Source organism: Granulicella sp. S156 (assembly GCF_009766105.1).
GTDB lineage: Bacteria > Acidobacteriota > Terriglobia > Terriglobales > Acidobacteriaceae > Granulicella.
The window spans coordinates 433,660-450,965 of record NZ_LMUH01000005.1; the positions used below are offsets into that span (position 1 = coordinate 433,660).

The 17,306-nt window shown below is 59.5% G+C and carries 12 protein-coding genes; 2 read left to right on the forward strand and 10 right to left on the reverse strand.

Features of this window, described 5'->3' with window-relative positions:
• Positions 1–61: 61 nt before the first annotated feature.
• The 9 genes from GSQ91_RS03955 to rpe all read right to left on the reverse strand — a co-directional run bounded on the left by GSQ91_RS03955 (position 62) and on the right by rpe (position 12,566).
• The gene (locus GSQ91_RS03955; RefSeq protein ID WP_158819948.1) at positions 62–352 is read right to left on the reverse strand and encodes a hypothetical protein; all 291 of its coding nucleotides are present in this window, start codon (positions 350–352) and stop codon (positions 62–64) included.
• Positions 353–371: 19 nt separating this feature from the next.
• On the reverse strand, positions 372–3,068 hold the full coding sequence (locus tag GSQ91_RS03960; protein WP_158819949.1) for a ComEC/Rec2 family competence protein: 2,697 nt from the start codon (positions 3,066–3,068) through the stop codon (positions 372–374).
• A gap of 106 nt (positions 3,069–3,174) precedes the next feature.
• Positions 3,175–4,470: a 23S rRNA (uracil(1939)-C(5))-methyltransferase RlmD gene (gene rlmD, locus GSQ91_RS03965; RefSeq protein WP_158819950.1), complete on the reverse strand. Its 1,296-nt coding sequence runs from the start codon at positions 4,468–4,470 to the stop codon at positions 3,175–3,177.
• Complete coding sequence (locus GSQ91_RS03970; RefSeq protein WP_158819951.1) at positions 4,470–5,186, reverse strand: hypothetical protein; 717 nt, start codon at positions 5,184–5,186, stop codon at positions 4,470–4,472. The genes rlmD and GSQ91_RS03970 overlap by 1 nt, the downstream gene beginning before the upstream one ends.
• A gap of 90 nt (positions 5,187–5,276) precedes the next feature.
• On the reverse strand, positions 5,277–6,080 hold the full coding sequence (locus GSQ91_RS03975; RefSeq protein WP_158819952.1) for a type III pantothenate kinase: 804 nt from the start codon (positions 6,078–6,080) through the stop codon (positions 5,277–5,279).
• A gap of 27 nt (positions 6,081–6,107) precedes the next feature.
• A complete protein-coding gene (locus GSQ91_RS03980) occupies positions 6,108–6,932 on the reverse strand; it encodes a biotin--[acetyl-CoA-carboxylase] ligase (protein WP_158819953.1) in 825 nt (274 codons plus the stop codon).
• A 1-nt stretch (position 6,933) separates the two neighbouring features.
• Positions 6,934–9,717, reverse strand: coding sequence for a valine--tRNA ligase (locus tag GSQ91_RS03985; protein ID WP_158819954.1), 2,784 nt, complete (start codon positions 9,715–9,717; stop codon positions 6,934–6,936).
• Positions 9,718–9,873: 156 nt separating this feature from the next.
• Positions 9,874–11,676 carry an outer membrane protein assembly factor BamD gene (gene bamD / locus GSQ91_RS03990; RefSeq protein WP_158819955.1) on the reverse strand — a complete coding sequence of 601 codons (1,803 nt, stop codon included), beginning with the start codon at positions 11,674–11,676 and terminating at the stop codon, positions 9,874–9,876.
• 161 nt (positions 11,677–11,837) lie between these two features.
• Positions 11,838–12,566: a ribulose-phosphate 3-epimerase gene (gene rpe / locus GSQ91_RS03995; RefSeq protein ID WP_158819956.1), complete on the reverse strand. Its 729-nt coding sequence runs from the start codon at positions 12,564–12,566 to the stop codon at positions 11,838–11,840.
• 441 nt (positions 12,567–13,007) lie between these two features.
• Here rpe and GSQ91_RS04000 point away from each other — a divergent pair, with 441 nt between their 5' ends.
• Both GSQ91_RS04000 and GSQ91_RS04005 read left to right on the forward strand, forming a co-directional pair.
• Positions 13,008–13,682 carry a DUF305 domain-containing protein gene (locus GSQ91_RS04000; protein WP_158819957.1) on the forward strand — a complete coding sequence of 225 codons (675 nt, stop codon included), beginning with the start codon at positions 13,008–13,010 and terminating at the stop codon, positions 13,680–13,682.
• Positions 13,679–15,724, forward strand: a complete 2,046-nt coding sequence (locus GSQ91_RS04005) for an LVIVD repeat-containing protein (RefSeq protein WP_158819958.1) — start codon at positions 13,679–13,681, stop codon at positions 15,722–15,724. Before GSQ91_RS04000 ends, GSQ91_RS04005 begins: the two co-directional genes overlap by 4 nt.
• Positions 15,725–15,747: 23 nt before the next feature.
• Here the strand turns inward: GSQ91_RS04005 and GSQ91_RS04010 are convergent, their stop codons facing one another.
• Positions 15,748–17,292: an MFS transporter gene (locus GSQ91_RS04010; RefSeq protein ID WP_158819959.1), complete on the reverse strand. Its 1,545-nt coding sequence runs from the start codon at positions 17,290–17,292 to the stop codon at positions 15,748–15,750.
• Positions 17,293–17,306: the final 14 nt, after the last annotated feature.

Consider the following 17,306-nt stretch of genomic DNA (forward strand, 5'->3'; position numbering starts at 1 on the left):
AACCTCAACCGACAGCAAAAAAAGATGCCGCCCACCAGGGCGGCATCTTTTCTGGTCGAAACTACATAATGCGGAAGCGTTCGAGCATCAGCCGCTGAAAACGCGGCTTCCAGATCAGATCGTAAGCGAGTTCCTTGCCGGGAAACATCGTGAGAGCGGCGGTGCGGGCGTCGGCGATCATCTGCGAGGCGTCGTCGATGGTCACCGTTGGATCCTGCGCAACCACCTGCATCACCATGTTCATCATCATCTGCATGCGGCGGATCAGGCGCTGTTCTTCGAGCGCCTCCGGGGTTGCCAGCGGCTTTGCGACCTTCGTTGTTGCCTCTGTCGCTCCCATATCTTTTTGCATAGTACCCCCTTTCGCCTTCTTAGTTAGATGTAGCGGTACCTGCGGAGATTCCACCATCGCTCGTCAGCAGGAAGGTCTCGGCCCCTTCGCGATCGGTGCGAAAGGTCTGTACATGGGCGGCTTCAAGTCGGTCGAGCACCTCGAAACGCGGGTGCCCGAAGGTATTGTGGCGACCCACGCTGATGATCGCTTCGCGCGGTGCGACGGCGGCAAGGAACTCCGGCGTTGTCGAGGTATTGCTGCCGTGATGGCCGACCTTCAGCAGCGTTGCCGATGCCACACGTCTCTGGGCAAGCATGGCTGCCTCGCTCGGCGCTTCGGCATCGCCTTCGAGCAGGACGCTGGCCTTGCCGAAGCCGAGGTGCATGACCAGTGAATCGTCGTTCACAGCTGCGCCAGGATTGGCATATCCGATCTCAGGTGCTAGCACGTCGGCCTGCAGCCCTCCCCAGGTAAATGTATTGCCGGCGCGAAACCAGCGCACAACGATGCCGAGCTGCCGCGCTTCGTCCAGCAAGGCGTGCAACCCTGGGGCATCGCCGGGTTGCACACTAAGCCAAAGCTCGCGCGGACGCAGATCGCGCAGTACGGCAGGCATGCCACCCATGTGGTCGCTATGTGCATGCGTTAGCAGTACCGCATCAAGGCGGCGAATGCGCCGCGACCACAGATAGGGTGCAACGACCTCTTCGCCGATGTCCCAGCGATCTGCTGACGGTGTCTGTTGTCCTACGGGTCCGCCGGCATCGACGAGTAGCGTGCGGCCTTCCGGCGACACGACCAGCAGTGAATCGCCCTGCCCTACGTCGAGTGCCGTCACTTCAAGCACGCCATGATGCAGCAGTGGCGGCTCCGGCAGCAGCACCGCGAGCGGAATGACAGCCATCGCAGCTACGCCCAACCAGAGCCACACTCGCCGCCGTGCACGCAATGCCCAGCAGCAGAAGATGATTGCGATGCAAGCGAGTGCGATGGCCAAAGGTGCAGGAGTTGGCACGCGCAGGTCAGCAATGCCGGTATGGCCGAGATGCTCCACCGTTGCTCGTACTGCATGAGTGAGCAATGCGGTGAGGGCACCGGGGATCATCGCCAGCCAGGAGTTCAACAACGATAGGCAGAACGTTAGAACCGCAACACAGATCAGCATTGCCACTAGTGGTACGGAGATGAGGTTCAGCGGCAACGCCAGCAGTGTTGCGCGATGGAAGTACACGGCCATGGGGAGCACCATGCAGATCTCCACGACGGCGCCGAACAGAAACACTTCCAGCGTCCAGGTCACAGCGCGCAGCAGCCACAACGGAAGATCGCGTGCTCTTTTACTAAATAGCTCACCACACAGCACGCCGAACATGCGCAGACGAACGCGAAGCTGTGCGACGCGCGGCGGCAGGAAGGCATCAAGACGCACAAGCCAGAGATGGTGCATTGCACGCTTCCAGGGGCCAAACATGCGGTCGCTGAGCGGCACCGCGAGGCCTGCGATGGCGAAGATAACCAGAAAGGTCATCTGAAAGCTGGCTTCAAACAGCGCGCGGGGATCGAATGCAAGCACGGCAAGCCCTGCTGCGCCGAGCGCATTGAGTGTGCCAGCCTCGCGGGCCAGCCACCGAGCAAGCAGATACACGGCGGTCATCCCAAGAGCGCGTTGTACCGGAACGCCGAAGCCCGTGAGCAATGCGTAGCCTGTCGCTGCAACGATGGTTGCCATAACTGCGGCACCCTCTGGAGCGCGCAGCTTGCGGAGTATCCAGAAGAGTGCACCGGACAGAAGCACGATGTGCAATCCCGACACCACGAAGAGGTGAAACGTGCCAGTTCGCTCGAAACCCGCGCGCAGCGTATGGCTCAAGCTCCCGCGATCCCCAAAGAGCATCGCATTCAGCATGGTCGCGTCTTCCGCGCTGAGTCGTGCCGCAGCAGGTAACGTGTGATTGGCGCGCGAGTGGACGAAGTTGTCTATACGACTTGCCGCCCACGTCTGCGCGGCGTAGAGGCGGCAACGCCAGTCACTGTGCGCGCTGCCGGTCTTCTGCACGCGCGCCGCCTTTACGTTGGCTTGGGCCGCGATGCCTTCGCCGAGCAGCTCTTCCGCATACGACCATGCGCCAGGGTCGCGATACGTGTCCGGCACGCGCAGGCGTAGCGACATCTCCAGTACATCCCCGCAGGCCAGTTCGGGCGTATCGCCGGTGATGGTCACGCGCACACCACCTTGCATTGGCAGCATCGTTGAGATGTCCGGTGTGACATCCTCAACGGCTTGCACGTCCAGATCGACGGACTCCAGAGCATGCTCGGCATCGGCTTCCCACGCACCGGGCTCCATGCGCCACGGTTGTTGAGGCTGCTGTGGCGCGGCGTTGTTCTGTTGTGTGTCGTGTAGTTTTCGTACGCGCACGACTCGGCCACGCACCGTGCGGCTCAGGCCATCGGCGTATTGGGTGAGTGCCGTTTGTGGCGCTATAGAGGGCTGTATCTGCGCGCACCAGCAACCAATGACGATCCAGAGTCCGAGCACAGGGACACCAGCAACGCGCGTGGCCCGCCATAGGCTGGCTGCAGAGAGTAGCGCCAACAGCGTGGTTGACGCGGCGAGAACGAAGGGAGTGTGCCAGCTACGTGCGAATGCGTCACCGATGGCAAAACAAGACATGGCTGCAAGCAGAGGCACTCTGCGAAATTGCAGAGGCTCGACCGCCGGAGCGGAGTCCATCCAGAAACCTGAAGTACCTATAACCCGCATGAGCAGCGACGACTGAGTTCTGCCCAGTGTGCCATATGTCGTCTACTCGAAACAGCTGATCTATTGTGAAATCGTTCTATCTGCGCCTTAGAACCACAACAGTCTCTAGATGGAAGGTCTGAGGGAAGAGGTCTACCAGGTGCAGTGCGGTGATGAGATAGTCGCGCTGCAGCACGACAAGATCGCGAGCCAGCGTCGTTGGATCGCACGAGACATAGGTGATTTCTCGTGCGCCGATTTTTAGCAGCAACTCGCAAGCCTCCAGCCCAGCGCCTGCACGAGGAGGGTCGAGCACGATTAACTCAGGCCGTTCGCGCTGTACGACCGCGACACGCAAAAAATCCAGCGTCGTTGCCTGAACGGCGCGATGTTGTGTCCCCGGCGTGGCAAGCGCGTTCTTAAGGTCGCTGGCAGCAGAAGGGTTCGCTTCGACAGCGGTGATCTGTTGGAAGCCTCGCGCGAGTACCCGCGAAAAAAGTCCGACGCCCGCGAAGAGGTCCCATGCGATTGTTCCTTGCTGGCCCGTGCAGACGAGGGCGACGAGTTCATCTACCAGAAATTGGTTGACCTGGAAGAAACCGCCGCGGCTTATCCAATAGCCTTCGCCGGCGACGCGATAGGCAAGACCATTGGATCCCCAAGACGCTGTGCGAATCAGTTTGACGCTTGCTCGTCGCGCGTCAGGAGGCGCGACGCCAGCACCGGCAAGCTGTGGCAACCTCTTTTGCAAAGCCTCGCACAGGCGCGTAAAGCCATTCTTTTTTGTTGGCATCGCACCCGAGCCCAGCAAAGTCATCAGCAACCGAGAACGATCCTCATTGCAGAAGAACTCAACTTCGTCGGCGCTTGAGACCCAGGCACGCGCTTCCACATCACTCTCTGCGAGTTCCAATAATGCGGTCGCCGCTTGCCAGAGCAGCGGTGCTGCGATGGGGCACTCCGTGATGGGGAGAAATTCATTCGTTTTCCGTATGCTGTAGCCAACGCGAAGCTTCCCTTCAACCATGCCGAAACGAAAGCGCACACGGTTGCGATAGCTCCAAGGCTCTCCTGTATGCGTTGCGATCTCAGGCAGATCACGGACGCTTGCACGCTGCATCGTCTCTACCAGAATTGAGTGCTTTATCTCGAGTTGTGTTGCATACTCCGCATGCTGATACTGACAGCCTCCACACCGGCCAAAGTGGCCACATTTCGCGGCGACGCGTGTCAGCGCAGGTTCAAGGACATACAGCAATTCGTCCGTAGAGGCATCGATTTCGACAAGCTCCCCAGGCAGTGCGAAAGGCACAAGTGCCACCGCACCATTTTCTTTTCGGGTGAGCCCCGCGCCACCATATACGGCACGCTCGATGCGAACAGTCTCGGCCATCACTCATGCCCCATGTAGAAGAGACTGAGGCGCGGAAGGCTGCGGGCTTCGAGCAAGCGCTTCTGCAGAAACTGCGTTTGGATCTGCCGAATCTGCACCGCACCGATCTTGGCACGATACGGTGCGAGCTCGCGGTCGGCTTGTTCGCGCAGGCTGACAATTTCAGCTTCTGGTGCAGCGTTCATCAGAGCCGCGAAGAGCTTCTCTTCGAGCACGGTCAATGTGCGGTCAAGCTCGTCCAGCGGCATCGCAGCAGCCGCGCGCATTGCCTCCGCCAACTCCCGCAAGCGGCGCGCGGTTTCGAGGAGTACTGGCGATGCGGAGGCTTGTGTGTGAACAGCGGCTTCGATTGCCTTTGCGTTTTCTTCAAGAAAACGTGCAACGCGCTCCGCTTCAAAGCCACTCTCGACGGTCTCATGCTGTGTCGTTTTCGCAGAGCCTGTCGCTGCTTCGGCCATGTCTTCTACCGCCTGCATCACAGCCTGCGAGCACCAGGCTAGGCCGTTGACCTTGCGCGTACGGCCTTTGGCGCGCAGCAGCTTTGCATCGTGTTTATCGAAGGCCTCGTCGATGCCGCGCAACACCGCTTCGAGAGGAATGCCAGCCTCACGCCATGTTTCGATCAACGCCCAGTCCAGCGTCGAGAGCAGCAGCAGTGAGCCACGCCGACGGCTGAAGCGTTCTTCGATCTCCGAGAAGTAGTGAAAGTAGTTCATAAGCAGCAAGCAGGAAACAGCAAACAGGAAACAGCATATAGGTATGACCAGCTTTCGCTGTTTGCTGTTAACTGTTTGCTGTTTCCTGCACTATCGCCTTCTTTGGCGCTCCTGATTCCGTTCCCAGATCAGCCGCAGTCCGGTCAGCGTAAGCATCTCGTCGACAGCGCCGATGTGTTTGCAGTCTACGGCGATCAGCTTGGCGAGGCCCCCGGTAGCAATCGTCTTTGTCTCCGGTCCGAGCTCCGCAATGAATCGCTCGAGGATGCCGTCGACGAGGCCAATATAGCCGTAATAGAGTCCGATTTGGATGTTGTCGGTCGTGTTGGTGCCGATAATCTTCGCCGGTTTCTTGATCTCCACGCGCGTCAAACGCGCCGCACGTGAAAACAGCGCATCCGCGGAGATGCCAAGCCCCGGAGCGATAGCCCCACCTACGAACTCGCCCCTCTTCGAAACAACGTCGAAGGTGGTCGCCGTGCCCATATCGACGACGATCGTTGGGCCTCCGAGCAGGTCGTAGGCCGCGACGCAGTTCGCCACGCGGTCTGCGCCGGCCTCGCTGGGATTGTCGGTCAACACGGGCAAGCCAGTCTTCACGCCGGGTTCGATGAAGAGTGGCCTGATGTGGAAGTACATCTCACACACGTGCCGCAAAGTGGAATCGAGCGGTGGGACTACAGAAGAGATGACTATGCCGGTGACGACGTCCGTCTTCAATCCGCGCATGCCGAACAGGGTCTGTAGCAGCACGCCAAGCTCGTCAGGCGTCTGCTGTTTGTAGGGCGTAGTGATGCGCCAGTCCGCGATCACCGCAGCGGGTACGCCCTCCGCCGAGGGGCGAAAGAGCCCCACGACTGTGTTTGAGTTGCCTACATCGAGTGCCAGTAGCATGATCGCCTTCCCGCCTCGGTTGAATTACTATTCCATCTCACGAACACCACCCGAGAGCACTGTCCGCAGCACACCGTCGTCGCTTGCAACGAGCAGAAATCCGCGCTCGTTCAACCCCGCCGTTACGCCAGTATATCCACCCTGCTCGGGCACGCTCACACGTTTTCCGCTTACCCAGCTGGTGGCCTCTGTAAATCTCATAAGCAGATCTTTTTCGCGCGGGGCAGAGGAGTCTTCAAGCAGCGTAAGCTCGCGGTCAAGGGCTCGCAGCAGGGCGATCAACAGTTTGCTGCGGCTCAACTGTTTGCCAGTCACGAGCCGCAGTGAGGTCGCCAGAGGAGCAAGTTCTTCTGAAAAGAGCGGATGATTGATATTCACGCCTACGCCAATCACGGCATAGCGCAAGACCGTGTTCTGCTCGAGTTCCTGGTTGCGTCCAAGGGCAGTTTCGACAAGGATGCCGCCGCACTTTTTGCCGCTGAACAGCAGATCGTTTGGCCAGCGAATGTCGGAGATCAGCCCGGTGCACTCTCGAATCGCATGTTGGACAGCGAGGCCCGTCGCCAGGGAAATCCAGAGCGCATCGTTCAACAGCAGAGCCGGTTTTGCGAGGATGCTCACGTACAGGCCGTCTCCGGGAGAGGAGTGCCAGGAGTGGCCTCCGCGTCCACGGCCCGCAGTCTGTTCGTCGGCGACAAAGACAGTGCCTTCAGGCGCACCAGCGGCCGCGGCTTCGAGCAGCATGGCATTGGTCGAGTCCACCGAAGCGAAGTGCTGTAGCCCCCGGGCGAAGCGCGTGCCTACCAAAGCCGAACGCACGATGGCGATGTTGAGATCATTCGGAGCGACCATGTTAATCCTTCGGCAGTGCTGTTAGTGCTGCTTCAGTCTTCTCCTTCAGTGCGCGAGTTTCGGCCGCTTGCTTCTTCAACCCTTCGACGATGTGTGCAGGCGCTTTGGCCACAAAGCCTTCGTTGTTCAACTGGCGTTCCGCGGCTTGCAGTCCTTTGTCGTACTTCGCGAGGTCTTTTTCGAGGCGCTCACGCTCAGCGGCGACATCGATCTGACGCTCGTAGACGACGGAGACATCGAAGATTGCCGTTGCGCGGGCGTTGTTCCCCTTGGGGGCCTCCTGGACCAGCTCAACGGAGCTCACACGCGCGAGCCTTGCAAGCATATCGGCGTTGGCGTCGGCCAGCGCAGCGATGCGATTGCTCGCGTGAACGTGAATCGGAGTGGCTTCTTTTTCAGGAACGCCGAGCTCTTTGCGCAGACCGCGTACGGTAACGATGAGCTCCTGCAGGATGTTCATCGCTTCCACGCTGGCCGCGTCGTTGGCGAAGTCAGCTGCCTGCGGGAAGCGTGTGAGCGCGATGGACTTCGCGGGCGATTCGCTGCCAACGGAGGCATAGAGCGCATGCCAGAGCTCTTCGGTGAGGAACGGCATAAAGGGCGAGAGCAGACGCAGCGCGGCTTCGAACACGCTGACCAGCGCGCCCAGGGTGATTCCTGTCACATCGCTATGCGGCTTGAAGAGGCCTTTTTCGTCGGGCATGAAATCAAACCGCAGCTTGACGAGTTCGAGATACCAATCGCAGAACTCGCCCCAGAAGAACTGGTAGACGGCGTTTGCGGCCTCGTCGAAACGATAGTCCGCAAGTGCGCGTTCGACCTCCGCGCACACCGTGCTCAGGCGCGCGAAGATCCAACGTGTCTCGAGCGGTGTAGACTCCGGCAGCTCCAGCGATACGGAGTCGTGCGATCCGAGCGAGACCTTGTATCCAGCCTCACGACCGCGTTCAATCTGCATCTGCAGGAAGCGAGCGGCGTTCCATATCTTGTTCGCGAATGCACGATAGCCTTCGGTACGAGCCTCGCTAAAGGCGATGTCGGTACCCGGCGAGGCCTGCGAGGCGAGCGTGAAGCGTACCGCATCCGTTCCATACTTGGTAACAATCTCAATGGGATCAATGACGTTGCCCTTGGTCTTGGACATCTTCTGCCGGTCAGCATCGCGCACCAGCGCATGGATATAGACCTCGCGGAAGGGTACGGCGTCAGCGAGTGTGCGCGGCGAGCCATCGGGCAGGGGGATATCGAGCATGAAGTGACAGCCCAGCATGATCATGCGGGCGACCCAGAAGAAGAGGATGTCGAAACCCGTAACAAGAAGCTGCGTCGGATAGAAGGATGCGAGATCCGGAGTGAGTTTGTCACTGCCATCCCAGCCGAAGACAGTGAATGGCAGCAAACCCGACGAGAACCATGTGTCGAGCACATCGGTCTCCTGCACCAGTTTCGCGCTGCCGCACTTTGCGCAGGCGGTTGGTGTGTCGCGTGAGACATTGATCTCGCCGCAATCGCCGCAGTGCCACGCCGGGATGCGATGCCCCCACCACAGTTGCCGCGAGATGCACCAGTCATGGATGTTCTTCATCCACTCGTCGTAGGTCTTGCGATAGTTCTCGGGCGTGAACTTGATATAGCCTTTGTCGACGGCCTCAATGGCCTTGTCGGCCAGTGGCTGAATCTTGAGGAACCACTGCATCGATAGGCGCGGCTCGATCACGGCGCCAGTGCGCTGCGAAACCGGAAGCGTGAGTGTGTGGTCCTTGATGTCCACCAGCGCGCCGTTGGCGCGAAGGTCTTCGACGATGCGCTTGCGGGCCTCGAAACGGTCGAGCCCGTGATACGGCGAGCCTTCGAGCTTGATGTGAGCCTGCTCGTCCATAATGCTGGGCGAGGGCAGATTGTGCCGTTGGCCGATGGCGAAGTCGTTTGGATCATGGGCCGGTGTGACCTTTACGGCGCCGGTGCCGAACTCGGGGTTGGCCCAGTCGTCGGCTATGACGGGAATCTCTCTGCCGACCAGAGGCAGGATCAGATTCTTACCGAGGAATACCGTGTAGCGCTCATCGTTCGGGTTCACGGCCACGGCAACGTCGCCAAGCATCGTCTCGGGGCGTGTGGTCGCGATGACGATGGAGCCTGTGCCATCTGCCAGCTCATAGCGGATGTGAAAGAGCGAGCCCGCACGCTCTTCGGATTCAACTTCGAGATCGCTCACTGCAGTCTGAATCTGCGGGTCCCAGTTGACGATGTACGCCCCACGGTAGATGAGCCCCTGCTCCCACAGGCGCACGAAGCTCTCCTTCACGGCGTGGCTTAGCCGCTCGTCCATTGTGAAGTACTCGCGCGACCAGTCGACGCTGGCGCCAAGCCGTCGCATCTGATCGGTGATGGCGCCACCATACTGTTCTTTCCACTGCCACACACGCTCAGTGAAGGCCTCGCGCCCAAGCTGCTGGCGTGTCGTCGTGCCTTCGGCGGCGAGTTGCCGCTCGACCATCATCTGGGTCGCGATGCCCGCATGATCGGTGCCCGGGACCCATACGGCCGTGTCGCCGCGCATGCGGTGCCAGCGCGTGAGAATGTCCATCTCCGTTTGGTTGAGCATGTGCCCCATGTGCAGCCGGCCGGTAACGTTGGGCGGCGGCAGCAGTTGCACGAATGTCTTGTCCGCGGCGGTTTTACCTGTAGGTGTGGTGACATCGAACAGCCGCTCTTCCACCCAGAACTTCGCCCACTTCTCTTCAATCGACGACGGATCGTATGCCTTTGGTAGTTCTTGATTCATAAGCTTTAAGCGTAGCAGGGGAAGAAGCAGGAAACAGCAAACAGGAAGTAGGAAACAGGAAGAGCAAAGCAGTTTAGTGATTTATGTGGCCACAACGGCAAACAGGAGAAGCCGAAGCCCCTCCTGTTTGCTGTTTCCTGTTTGCTGTTTCCTGCCTTAGAGCGGGTTCAGCTTGGCCAAGCCCTTTTTCTTCTTGTGCTTGCTGGAGCTTTCGTCGTTCTTGTCGTAAGGCTGCTTGGGATTTTTCTTCTGGCCCTCAGCTTTGGTCTGAGCTGCTGGCTGTGCTGGCTGACCGTTCATGTCGTTCACCTGGTCGGGAGCCTCAGCAGGCTTTTCTACAGGGGGCAGGGCTGAAGCATCCTTCGGTCCAACCGAGCGTATTCCGTTATTGGGATCGGGAGCGCCTGTTGCTGCCGGAAGATTGCTCACCGGCGAGGTGGTTACTCCCGGGGTCAACACTTCAACCCCCAGTCCTGTTCCGCGAGGTCCACTGGGGGCGGCAGGTGCCGCTTCCATCGTGGTTGTTGCGCTGTCGCGTGATCCCTCACCAACTCCTGGAACATCGGAAAGCGTAGGCGGTGCGGTTGATGCCGGCGGCGCGGGCGCAGATGCTGGGGTTGTGTCAGAATCTGCTGCCGGTGTGGTTGTTGCTATAGGAGTCTTTTCAGGCACCCCAGCGTTGGGACTCAGCGCGGCGATATAACTTGTCTGCAGTTGCTTGATGACACCCGGTGCAGTAGTGATTGCTGCATCGTCCAGCGGAGGATCGCCGGCTCGTGCTGCAGGTACCGTATCTGGCTTGTGCAGGAAAAGCACTTCGAGGCGCCTGGAGATGGTGTATTGCGCGCGGCTGCCTTCAAGGGCTTCGCTGGCTGCTACCTGTTCCGGCGTTGGCGTCGGAATCGGCAGGTTCATTGCCGCAAGCCGCTCCTTGGCATCTTCGACGTGGGGTGCTGCAGAGTGCTCCAGTACGACCGTCCGATAGGCTGTTGCAGCTTTGCCGTCATACTCCTGCAGGAGCTTCGCCCTTGCGGCCTCAGGCAGCTTTTGTGTCCGGATGATCCGGGACTGGGCCGCGTACGCGTCGCCGAGCCCGATCAGGGTGTCGTCCATGTGGCTGTACTGCGGATAGGTATCGACCACGGTCTGATAGCGAGCGATCGACGCTGCCCAGTTCTCATGGGAGGCATAGAACGCGCCGAGATCAGCCTCGCGCGTTGCCATCACTTCCTGTACCTCACGCAGCTTCTGACGTACCTCTTCGAGCAGCTTCGGCGGGGCATCGCGATACTGTCTCAACATCGTCCGGTAGGCTTCCTCGGCCTTCAGGGCCTTGGTATAGTCGCGGTCCGGAACGTCCATCTGCTTAAGGTAGATATCGCCGACGCGCATCTGAGCCTCAGCGGCCTCAGTCGCGTTGGGGAAGAAGGTGATGAAATCGGTGTACTCCTGCTCAGCCTGTGCGAGTGCAGCCGAGCCACCCTCCTTGTACCAGCTATCGGCGACGGCCAGCTTGGCGCGCATCAGGTACTGCGAGTCGGGATAGGTATTCAGCAGTGTCTGCAGGTCGAGCCGGGCCACGTCATAGTGGCCGCTCTTCATCTGGGTCAGCGCTTTGTCGTAGAGCTGCTTGTCGGGCAGTTGCGCGTCTTTGCCGGCTATCGGGCTGAGCTTGTTGTCGCGCTTGACCGCTGCGCGCGTATCTTTGCCCTGCTTGACACGATCTTCCTTGGCCTTCTTTTTAGGCTTGGTGTTGCTGAGCGTAGCGGTGGTAGCCGGAGTTCCGTCGGTAGTCTGCGCTGACGGGGTTGCTGCTGGCTCAGTGGTCTGCGGCGTCGCTGCCGGTGTTGCTTCCTGAGCCACAAGGGCGAGAGATGACGACAGCATCGCTGCGACTGCCAGCCCGGCCATCCAACCTGCCCGGCGGCTCGTGAAAAAGCTTCCAAACCCTCTACGCATTCCTACTCCATCCGCCCGCAGCGATACCGCGGGAACTGCCTCTTTATTTTAGAGCAGTTTCACAGTTGCGGTGGCTTTGGGGGCGGGGCATAGGGTAGTTTTCAGGGAGAGAAAACCACGCAAACGTCCTTCACTTAGGCCTGCATCTACTGTGAACTGCTCTATTTGCGGGAGCGGGAACCCGCACGAGGAAGGCTTTTCGCATTCCGTCGGGTGTCTGGCTTGACCCCAGCTGCCGCCCGCGCGACCTTTAGGAACTCGCGAGCGTTCTTTTCCGTCTTGCCTCGTTCAAAGATCGCCGAGCCAGCCACGAGCATGTCCGCTCCTGCTTCGACGACGCTCGCCACCGTATCGTGAGCGACACCGCCATCGACCTCTATGCGGTAGTTCAGGCCCATCTCCTCCCGCAAGCGGCGCAGGTGCGCGATCCGCTCCACCGAGCGCGGCAGGAACTTCTGCCCCCCAAAGCCGGGGTTTACGCTCATTACCAGCACATGATGCACCATCGGCAGTACTTCGACGATCATCTCCACCGGTGTCGCCGGGTTCAGCACGACGCCCGCGCCCATGCCGTGATCGACAATGTGCTGCAAGGTGCGATTGAGGTGGCGGCACACTTCCACATGCACGCTGACCATATTCGCGCCGGCCTCAGCGAATGCCGGGATGAACTCGTCGGGGTCCTCGATCATCAGGTGGCAGTCGAGCGGTAGTTTTGTGACGGGGCGAATCGCCTTGACCACTGGAGGCCCGAAGGTGATATTGGGCACAAAATGGCCGTCCATCACATCCACGTGGACGATTGTGCCGCCACCGCGCTCGGCGCGCGCAATCTCATCTGCAAGATGCGCGAAGTCCGCCGCCAAAATCGAAAATGCTAACTCAATCACAATGCCGCTCCCGTTTGCCGGAATCTTTCAAGTTTAGCAGTGGACGTGGCATCGAGACGGTATTCGATGCCACGTGGCAGTGGGCTCCCTCCGAATAAACCGTCATCCGCCCAGAACGCTAAACAGCGGTATTCTGCAGTTCGTGGCTTGGATTGTTCGATGAGTGAATCTGCGATTTAGCAATAACTGGCCACGCTGAACCGTGTTCACGGTCGTATCTGATTGCGCCGTGATCCCAGAACCGTTTATATTCAGGCAAACATTTCTTTGCCGCGTTCGTAACGAATGTCTTTGCGGCCCTCTCTACAGTTGCACTCAGAATCACTGACAGGCTGAACGCTGGCGGGCCATTCAACCCTCGCAGGAGGAAGTCTTCCTGTTGATACCCAGTTCAGGGTGCCGCTGCAAATAGTCTCTCTCTGCATCAAGGTTGGAGGAGCGTTGTCTTACCCGGTTTTCCTAATACTTCGGTCAGTCGTACTCTGTGCCGCGATTGCCTCGTCGCAGCAGACCACCCCGGCACTTCCGTCTGCACCGGCGATCGTCCAGCCCGGCGCTCCCGGCACCGGCAACAAGACCCTTTCCAAAGCCGACGCAACTGCCAGCGAAGCGCCCAAGGTGCCTTCCAAAGCCGACGTCGATTTCATGCAGGGCATGATCATGCACCACAGTCAGGCCGTCGAAATGACGGAGCTCCTCAAGACCCGCACCAAGGACCCTGCGATTATGGAGCTCGGCAAGAAGATTGACGTCTCCCAAAGCGATGAGATGCGCTGGATGAAGCAGTGGCTCACCGACCGAGGCCTTCCCATCTCCGCCGATCCTATGGCCGGCATGGATATGAAGGGTATGGATATGAGCATGCCCATGATGCCCGGCATGCTGACTCCTGCTCAGATGGACACTCTGCGCAAGGCCACTGGACCCGAGTTCGATCACCTCTTTCTTACCGGAATGATCCAGCACCACACCGGCGCTCTGCAGATGGTCAAAGATCTCTTTGCCAATCCTGGGGCCGGTCAGGACCCACAACTGTTCGACTTCGCCAGCGACGTCGACAACACACAACAGGCTGAAATCGACATCATGCGTCACATGCTGAAGGAGAGACAATGATCCGCAGTATTTCGACCCGCAGTATTTCCTCGCACTTCACCTGTAACACCCTCACGCTGGCCCTTTCCCTGTCAGTGGCAGGCCTCTGCGCTGCCCAGACCACGACCACCGCATCTGCAGTACCCCCCACCGCCAAAACGCCACCGAAGCCACCCAGCGTCTTCGTCAATCCCCGCTCTGGTCCGGACGATCCTCGCGTCGGCCTCAAAGGCGGCCTCTATGACGCCAACACTGCCATCCTCGGCATGAAGCTAGTGATCACCACTCCCAAGCCCGCCGGCTTTGCGCCCGACCTCGACTCCATCAAGGCTGTCGACGCCACGCCTCCGCCGCCGCCTGTTGATCCCGACGCTCCTCGCCAGCCCGGCGGCCCTATGCGGCCCAGCGGCCCTCGCGCCAACTATGGTGGAACGAACTCCGACCTCGCCTTCAACGCGAAGTACCTGTTCAACGGCAACTATAGCGGTGTCAATATCTACGACATCTCCGATCCAACCCACATGACGCTGGTCACATCCATGGTCTGTCCTGGTGGTCAGGGAGATGTCTCGGTCTACAAAAACCTGCTCTTCATGTCGGTCGAAGCCGCCAACGGCCGCATGGATTGCGGCACCCAGGGCTTCCCCACCGCGAGTCCCGAGCCTCAACCACCAGCTCCGACCGGCGACGCAGCAGCCGATGCCGCCGCCATCAGGGCTTTTAGATCGCGCCAGCCGCCTCCCAGTCCGGACCGCGTGAAGGGTGTCCGGATCTTCGACATCTCCGACATCCACAACCCGAAGCAGGTTGCTGACGTTCAAACCTGCCGCGGCTCCCACACCCACACTCTCGTGGTCGACCCCAAAGACAAGGACAACGTCTACATCTATGTCTCCGGCTCTGCGGGCGTCCGTCCCTCTGCCGAACTCGGCGGCTGCTCCGGCGACGATCCCGACAAGGATCCCAATACCGCGCTCTTCACGATCGTCATCATCAAGGTACCCGTCGCACATCCTGAACTTGCCAAAGTCATCGACAGCCCGCGCATCTTCTCCGATCCCGTAACCGGCAATATGGACGGCTTGTGGAAGGGCGGCAACCACGGTGATGGCACGCAGACCACCTCGTCCACCCGGGGCTGCCACGACATCACCGTCTACTCCTGGCTGGGCCTGGCCGGCGGCGCCTGTTCGGGTAACGGTATCTTGCTCGACATTAAAGACCCCGCACATCCCAAGCGCCTCGACGCTGTCACCGATCCCAACTACGCCTTCTGGCACTCGGCCAATTTCTCCAACGACGGCAAGACGGTTCTCTTCACCGATGAGTGGGGCGGCGGCGGCCAACCGCGCTGCCGCGTCTCCGACCCCATGGCCTGGGGTGCGGACGCCATCTTCTCCATCACCCCCGACAAGAAGCTGAAGCTCGACGCCTACTACAAGATGCCCGCGCCCCAGACCGACAAGGAAAACTGCGTCGCGCACAACGGCTCGATGATCCCTGTCCCCGGACGCGACATCGAAGTCCAGTCCTGGTATCAGGGCGGCGTCTCCATCATGGATTACACAGACCCCACGCATCCCTTTGAGATCGGCTATTTCGACCGTGGCCCGGTCGACGATAGCCGTCCTGCGATGGGTGGCCAGTGGTCCACCTACTACTACAACGGCTACATCTACGGCTCAGAGATCGCCCGCGGTACGGACGTCCTCAAGCTCGTTCCCACCAAAGACCTCACCCAAAACGAGATCGATGCGGCAGCCCAGGTCTACCTGCCTGAGTTGAACGTTCAGGATCAGCCGCACATTGACTACCCGCTGACGTTCGTCACGGCGAAGGCTTACCTTGACCAACTTGCCCGCGGAAGCAGCCTGAATGCAGACAAAATCGCGGCGATCGGCGCCGACATCGACGCGAAGAACATCAAGAAACTTCACGCCGATGCCAAGACAGCCGAGAAGGCCGCCGCCACTGCCAAAACACCGGGAGATGCCGACCGCCTCCACGCACTATCGAAGATCCTCGTGAGCGACGGTGCAGGCACCGCCAAGGCCGGCGAATAACAGAGGAGAATCATAGGTCGGGCTCACCTTGACCCAGTCGTCTGCGATTCGAGAGTGCGTTGCCCCGGAGTCTTGCGAACACCGGACGAAATCATTCGCGCACTGAGCGCACTGACTAGGCTTAGGGCAATGGCGATCAGGACGATATCGTGATAACCGGATACGAAGGCTTCGTCGATCGCTTGCCTCAGGCGCGGGTCACTCGTTTCGGCTCCCGCTAGCCTGGGGCGTTCACGATTGATCGTTTGCAGGGCTTCGGACGATAGCGATAGTTGGCTAAGCCTGTGAGTTAGAGACCGATTGAACCCGAAAGACAAAACCAGACCGAAGACCGCAACCGCTAAGAGCCCGGCAATTCGTGAAACGGCATTGTTGACTCCCGAGGCCACACCCGCTTCGCTATCGGGAACGGATTCCATAACGGCTGTAGTGAGTGGAGCTACGCTGATCGCCATCCCAAATCCAAGAGTCAAAATGGCCGGAAAGAGTGTCGACCAATAGGAACGACCGGTGTCACCTCGTAGCATGAGCGCATAGCCGGCGGCTGCTATGAGTGGTCCGATCATTAGGGGTGTTCTTGCTCCATAGCGTGCAATAAGCCCGCCGGACCACCGAGACAGTAGAAAGATCAAAAGAATAAGTGGCAGCAGCGCACCTCCTGCCTGGGTCGCAGAGTAGTGCTGAACCTGGATGAGATTAAGAGGGAGAAAAAAGAGAAGACCGCTCAAAGCTGCATATAGGAAAAAAGTAAGGAGGTTGGCGCCGCTGAAGTCTCTCGAGCGGAATAGCCTCAGAGAAACCATGGGAGCTGGAGAGTGAGATTCAAACCGTAAAAAGGCGGCGAGCGCGCCAACTCCGACAACGCCCATAACCCAGACGATACGGCCACCGTGGGGAGCTTCGATCAGTGCGAAGGTCGTCGCTCCCAGACCAATGGTTGCCAACGATGCGCCTTGCCAATCCAGAACCCGGCTGGCCTGTTCATTGCGGCTTTCTGAGACATAAAGCAACGTCAATGCCACAACGACGATCGCAATTGGAATATTGATAAAGAAGACCCATCGCCAGGAGCCATGCTCGACTAGCCAGCCTCCGAGAACCGGGCCGATCGTTGCTGTAATTGCCGTAAAGCCCGACCACGTGCCGATAGCGCGGCCTCGTTCGCTTGTCGGAAATGACGAACTGATAAGAGCCAGGCTGCCCGGAACCAGTAGCGACGCACCGATTCCCTGGAAGGCTCGTGCAAGGATAAGAAACTCAATCGAAGAAGCGAATCCGCACCACGCAGAACCTATTGCAAAGACCAGCACGCCTATGACAAAGATTCTTCGGCGACCGTACAGGTCGCTGAGCGAGCCTCCTAACAGAAGCAGCGAAGCCAGTAGAAGTGCATAGGATTCCACCACCCATTGAAGATCGCTTGCGGTTGCGTGGAGAGCAACTTGTACTGCTGGAAGGGCAACGTTGACGACCGTCCCATCGATGAAAGCCATGCTCGATCCGAGAATGGTTGCGATCAGGACCCATCGTCCGTCAGAGTCCGATGGTGTTTTCGAGGAAGCGTGCATCGTCGCTCTCCAGA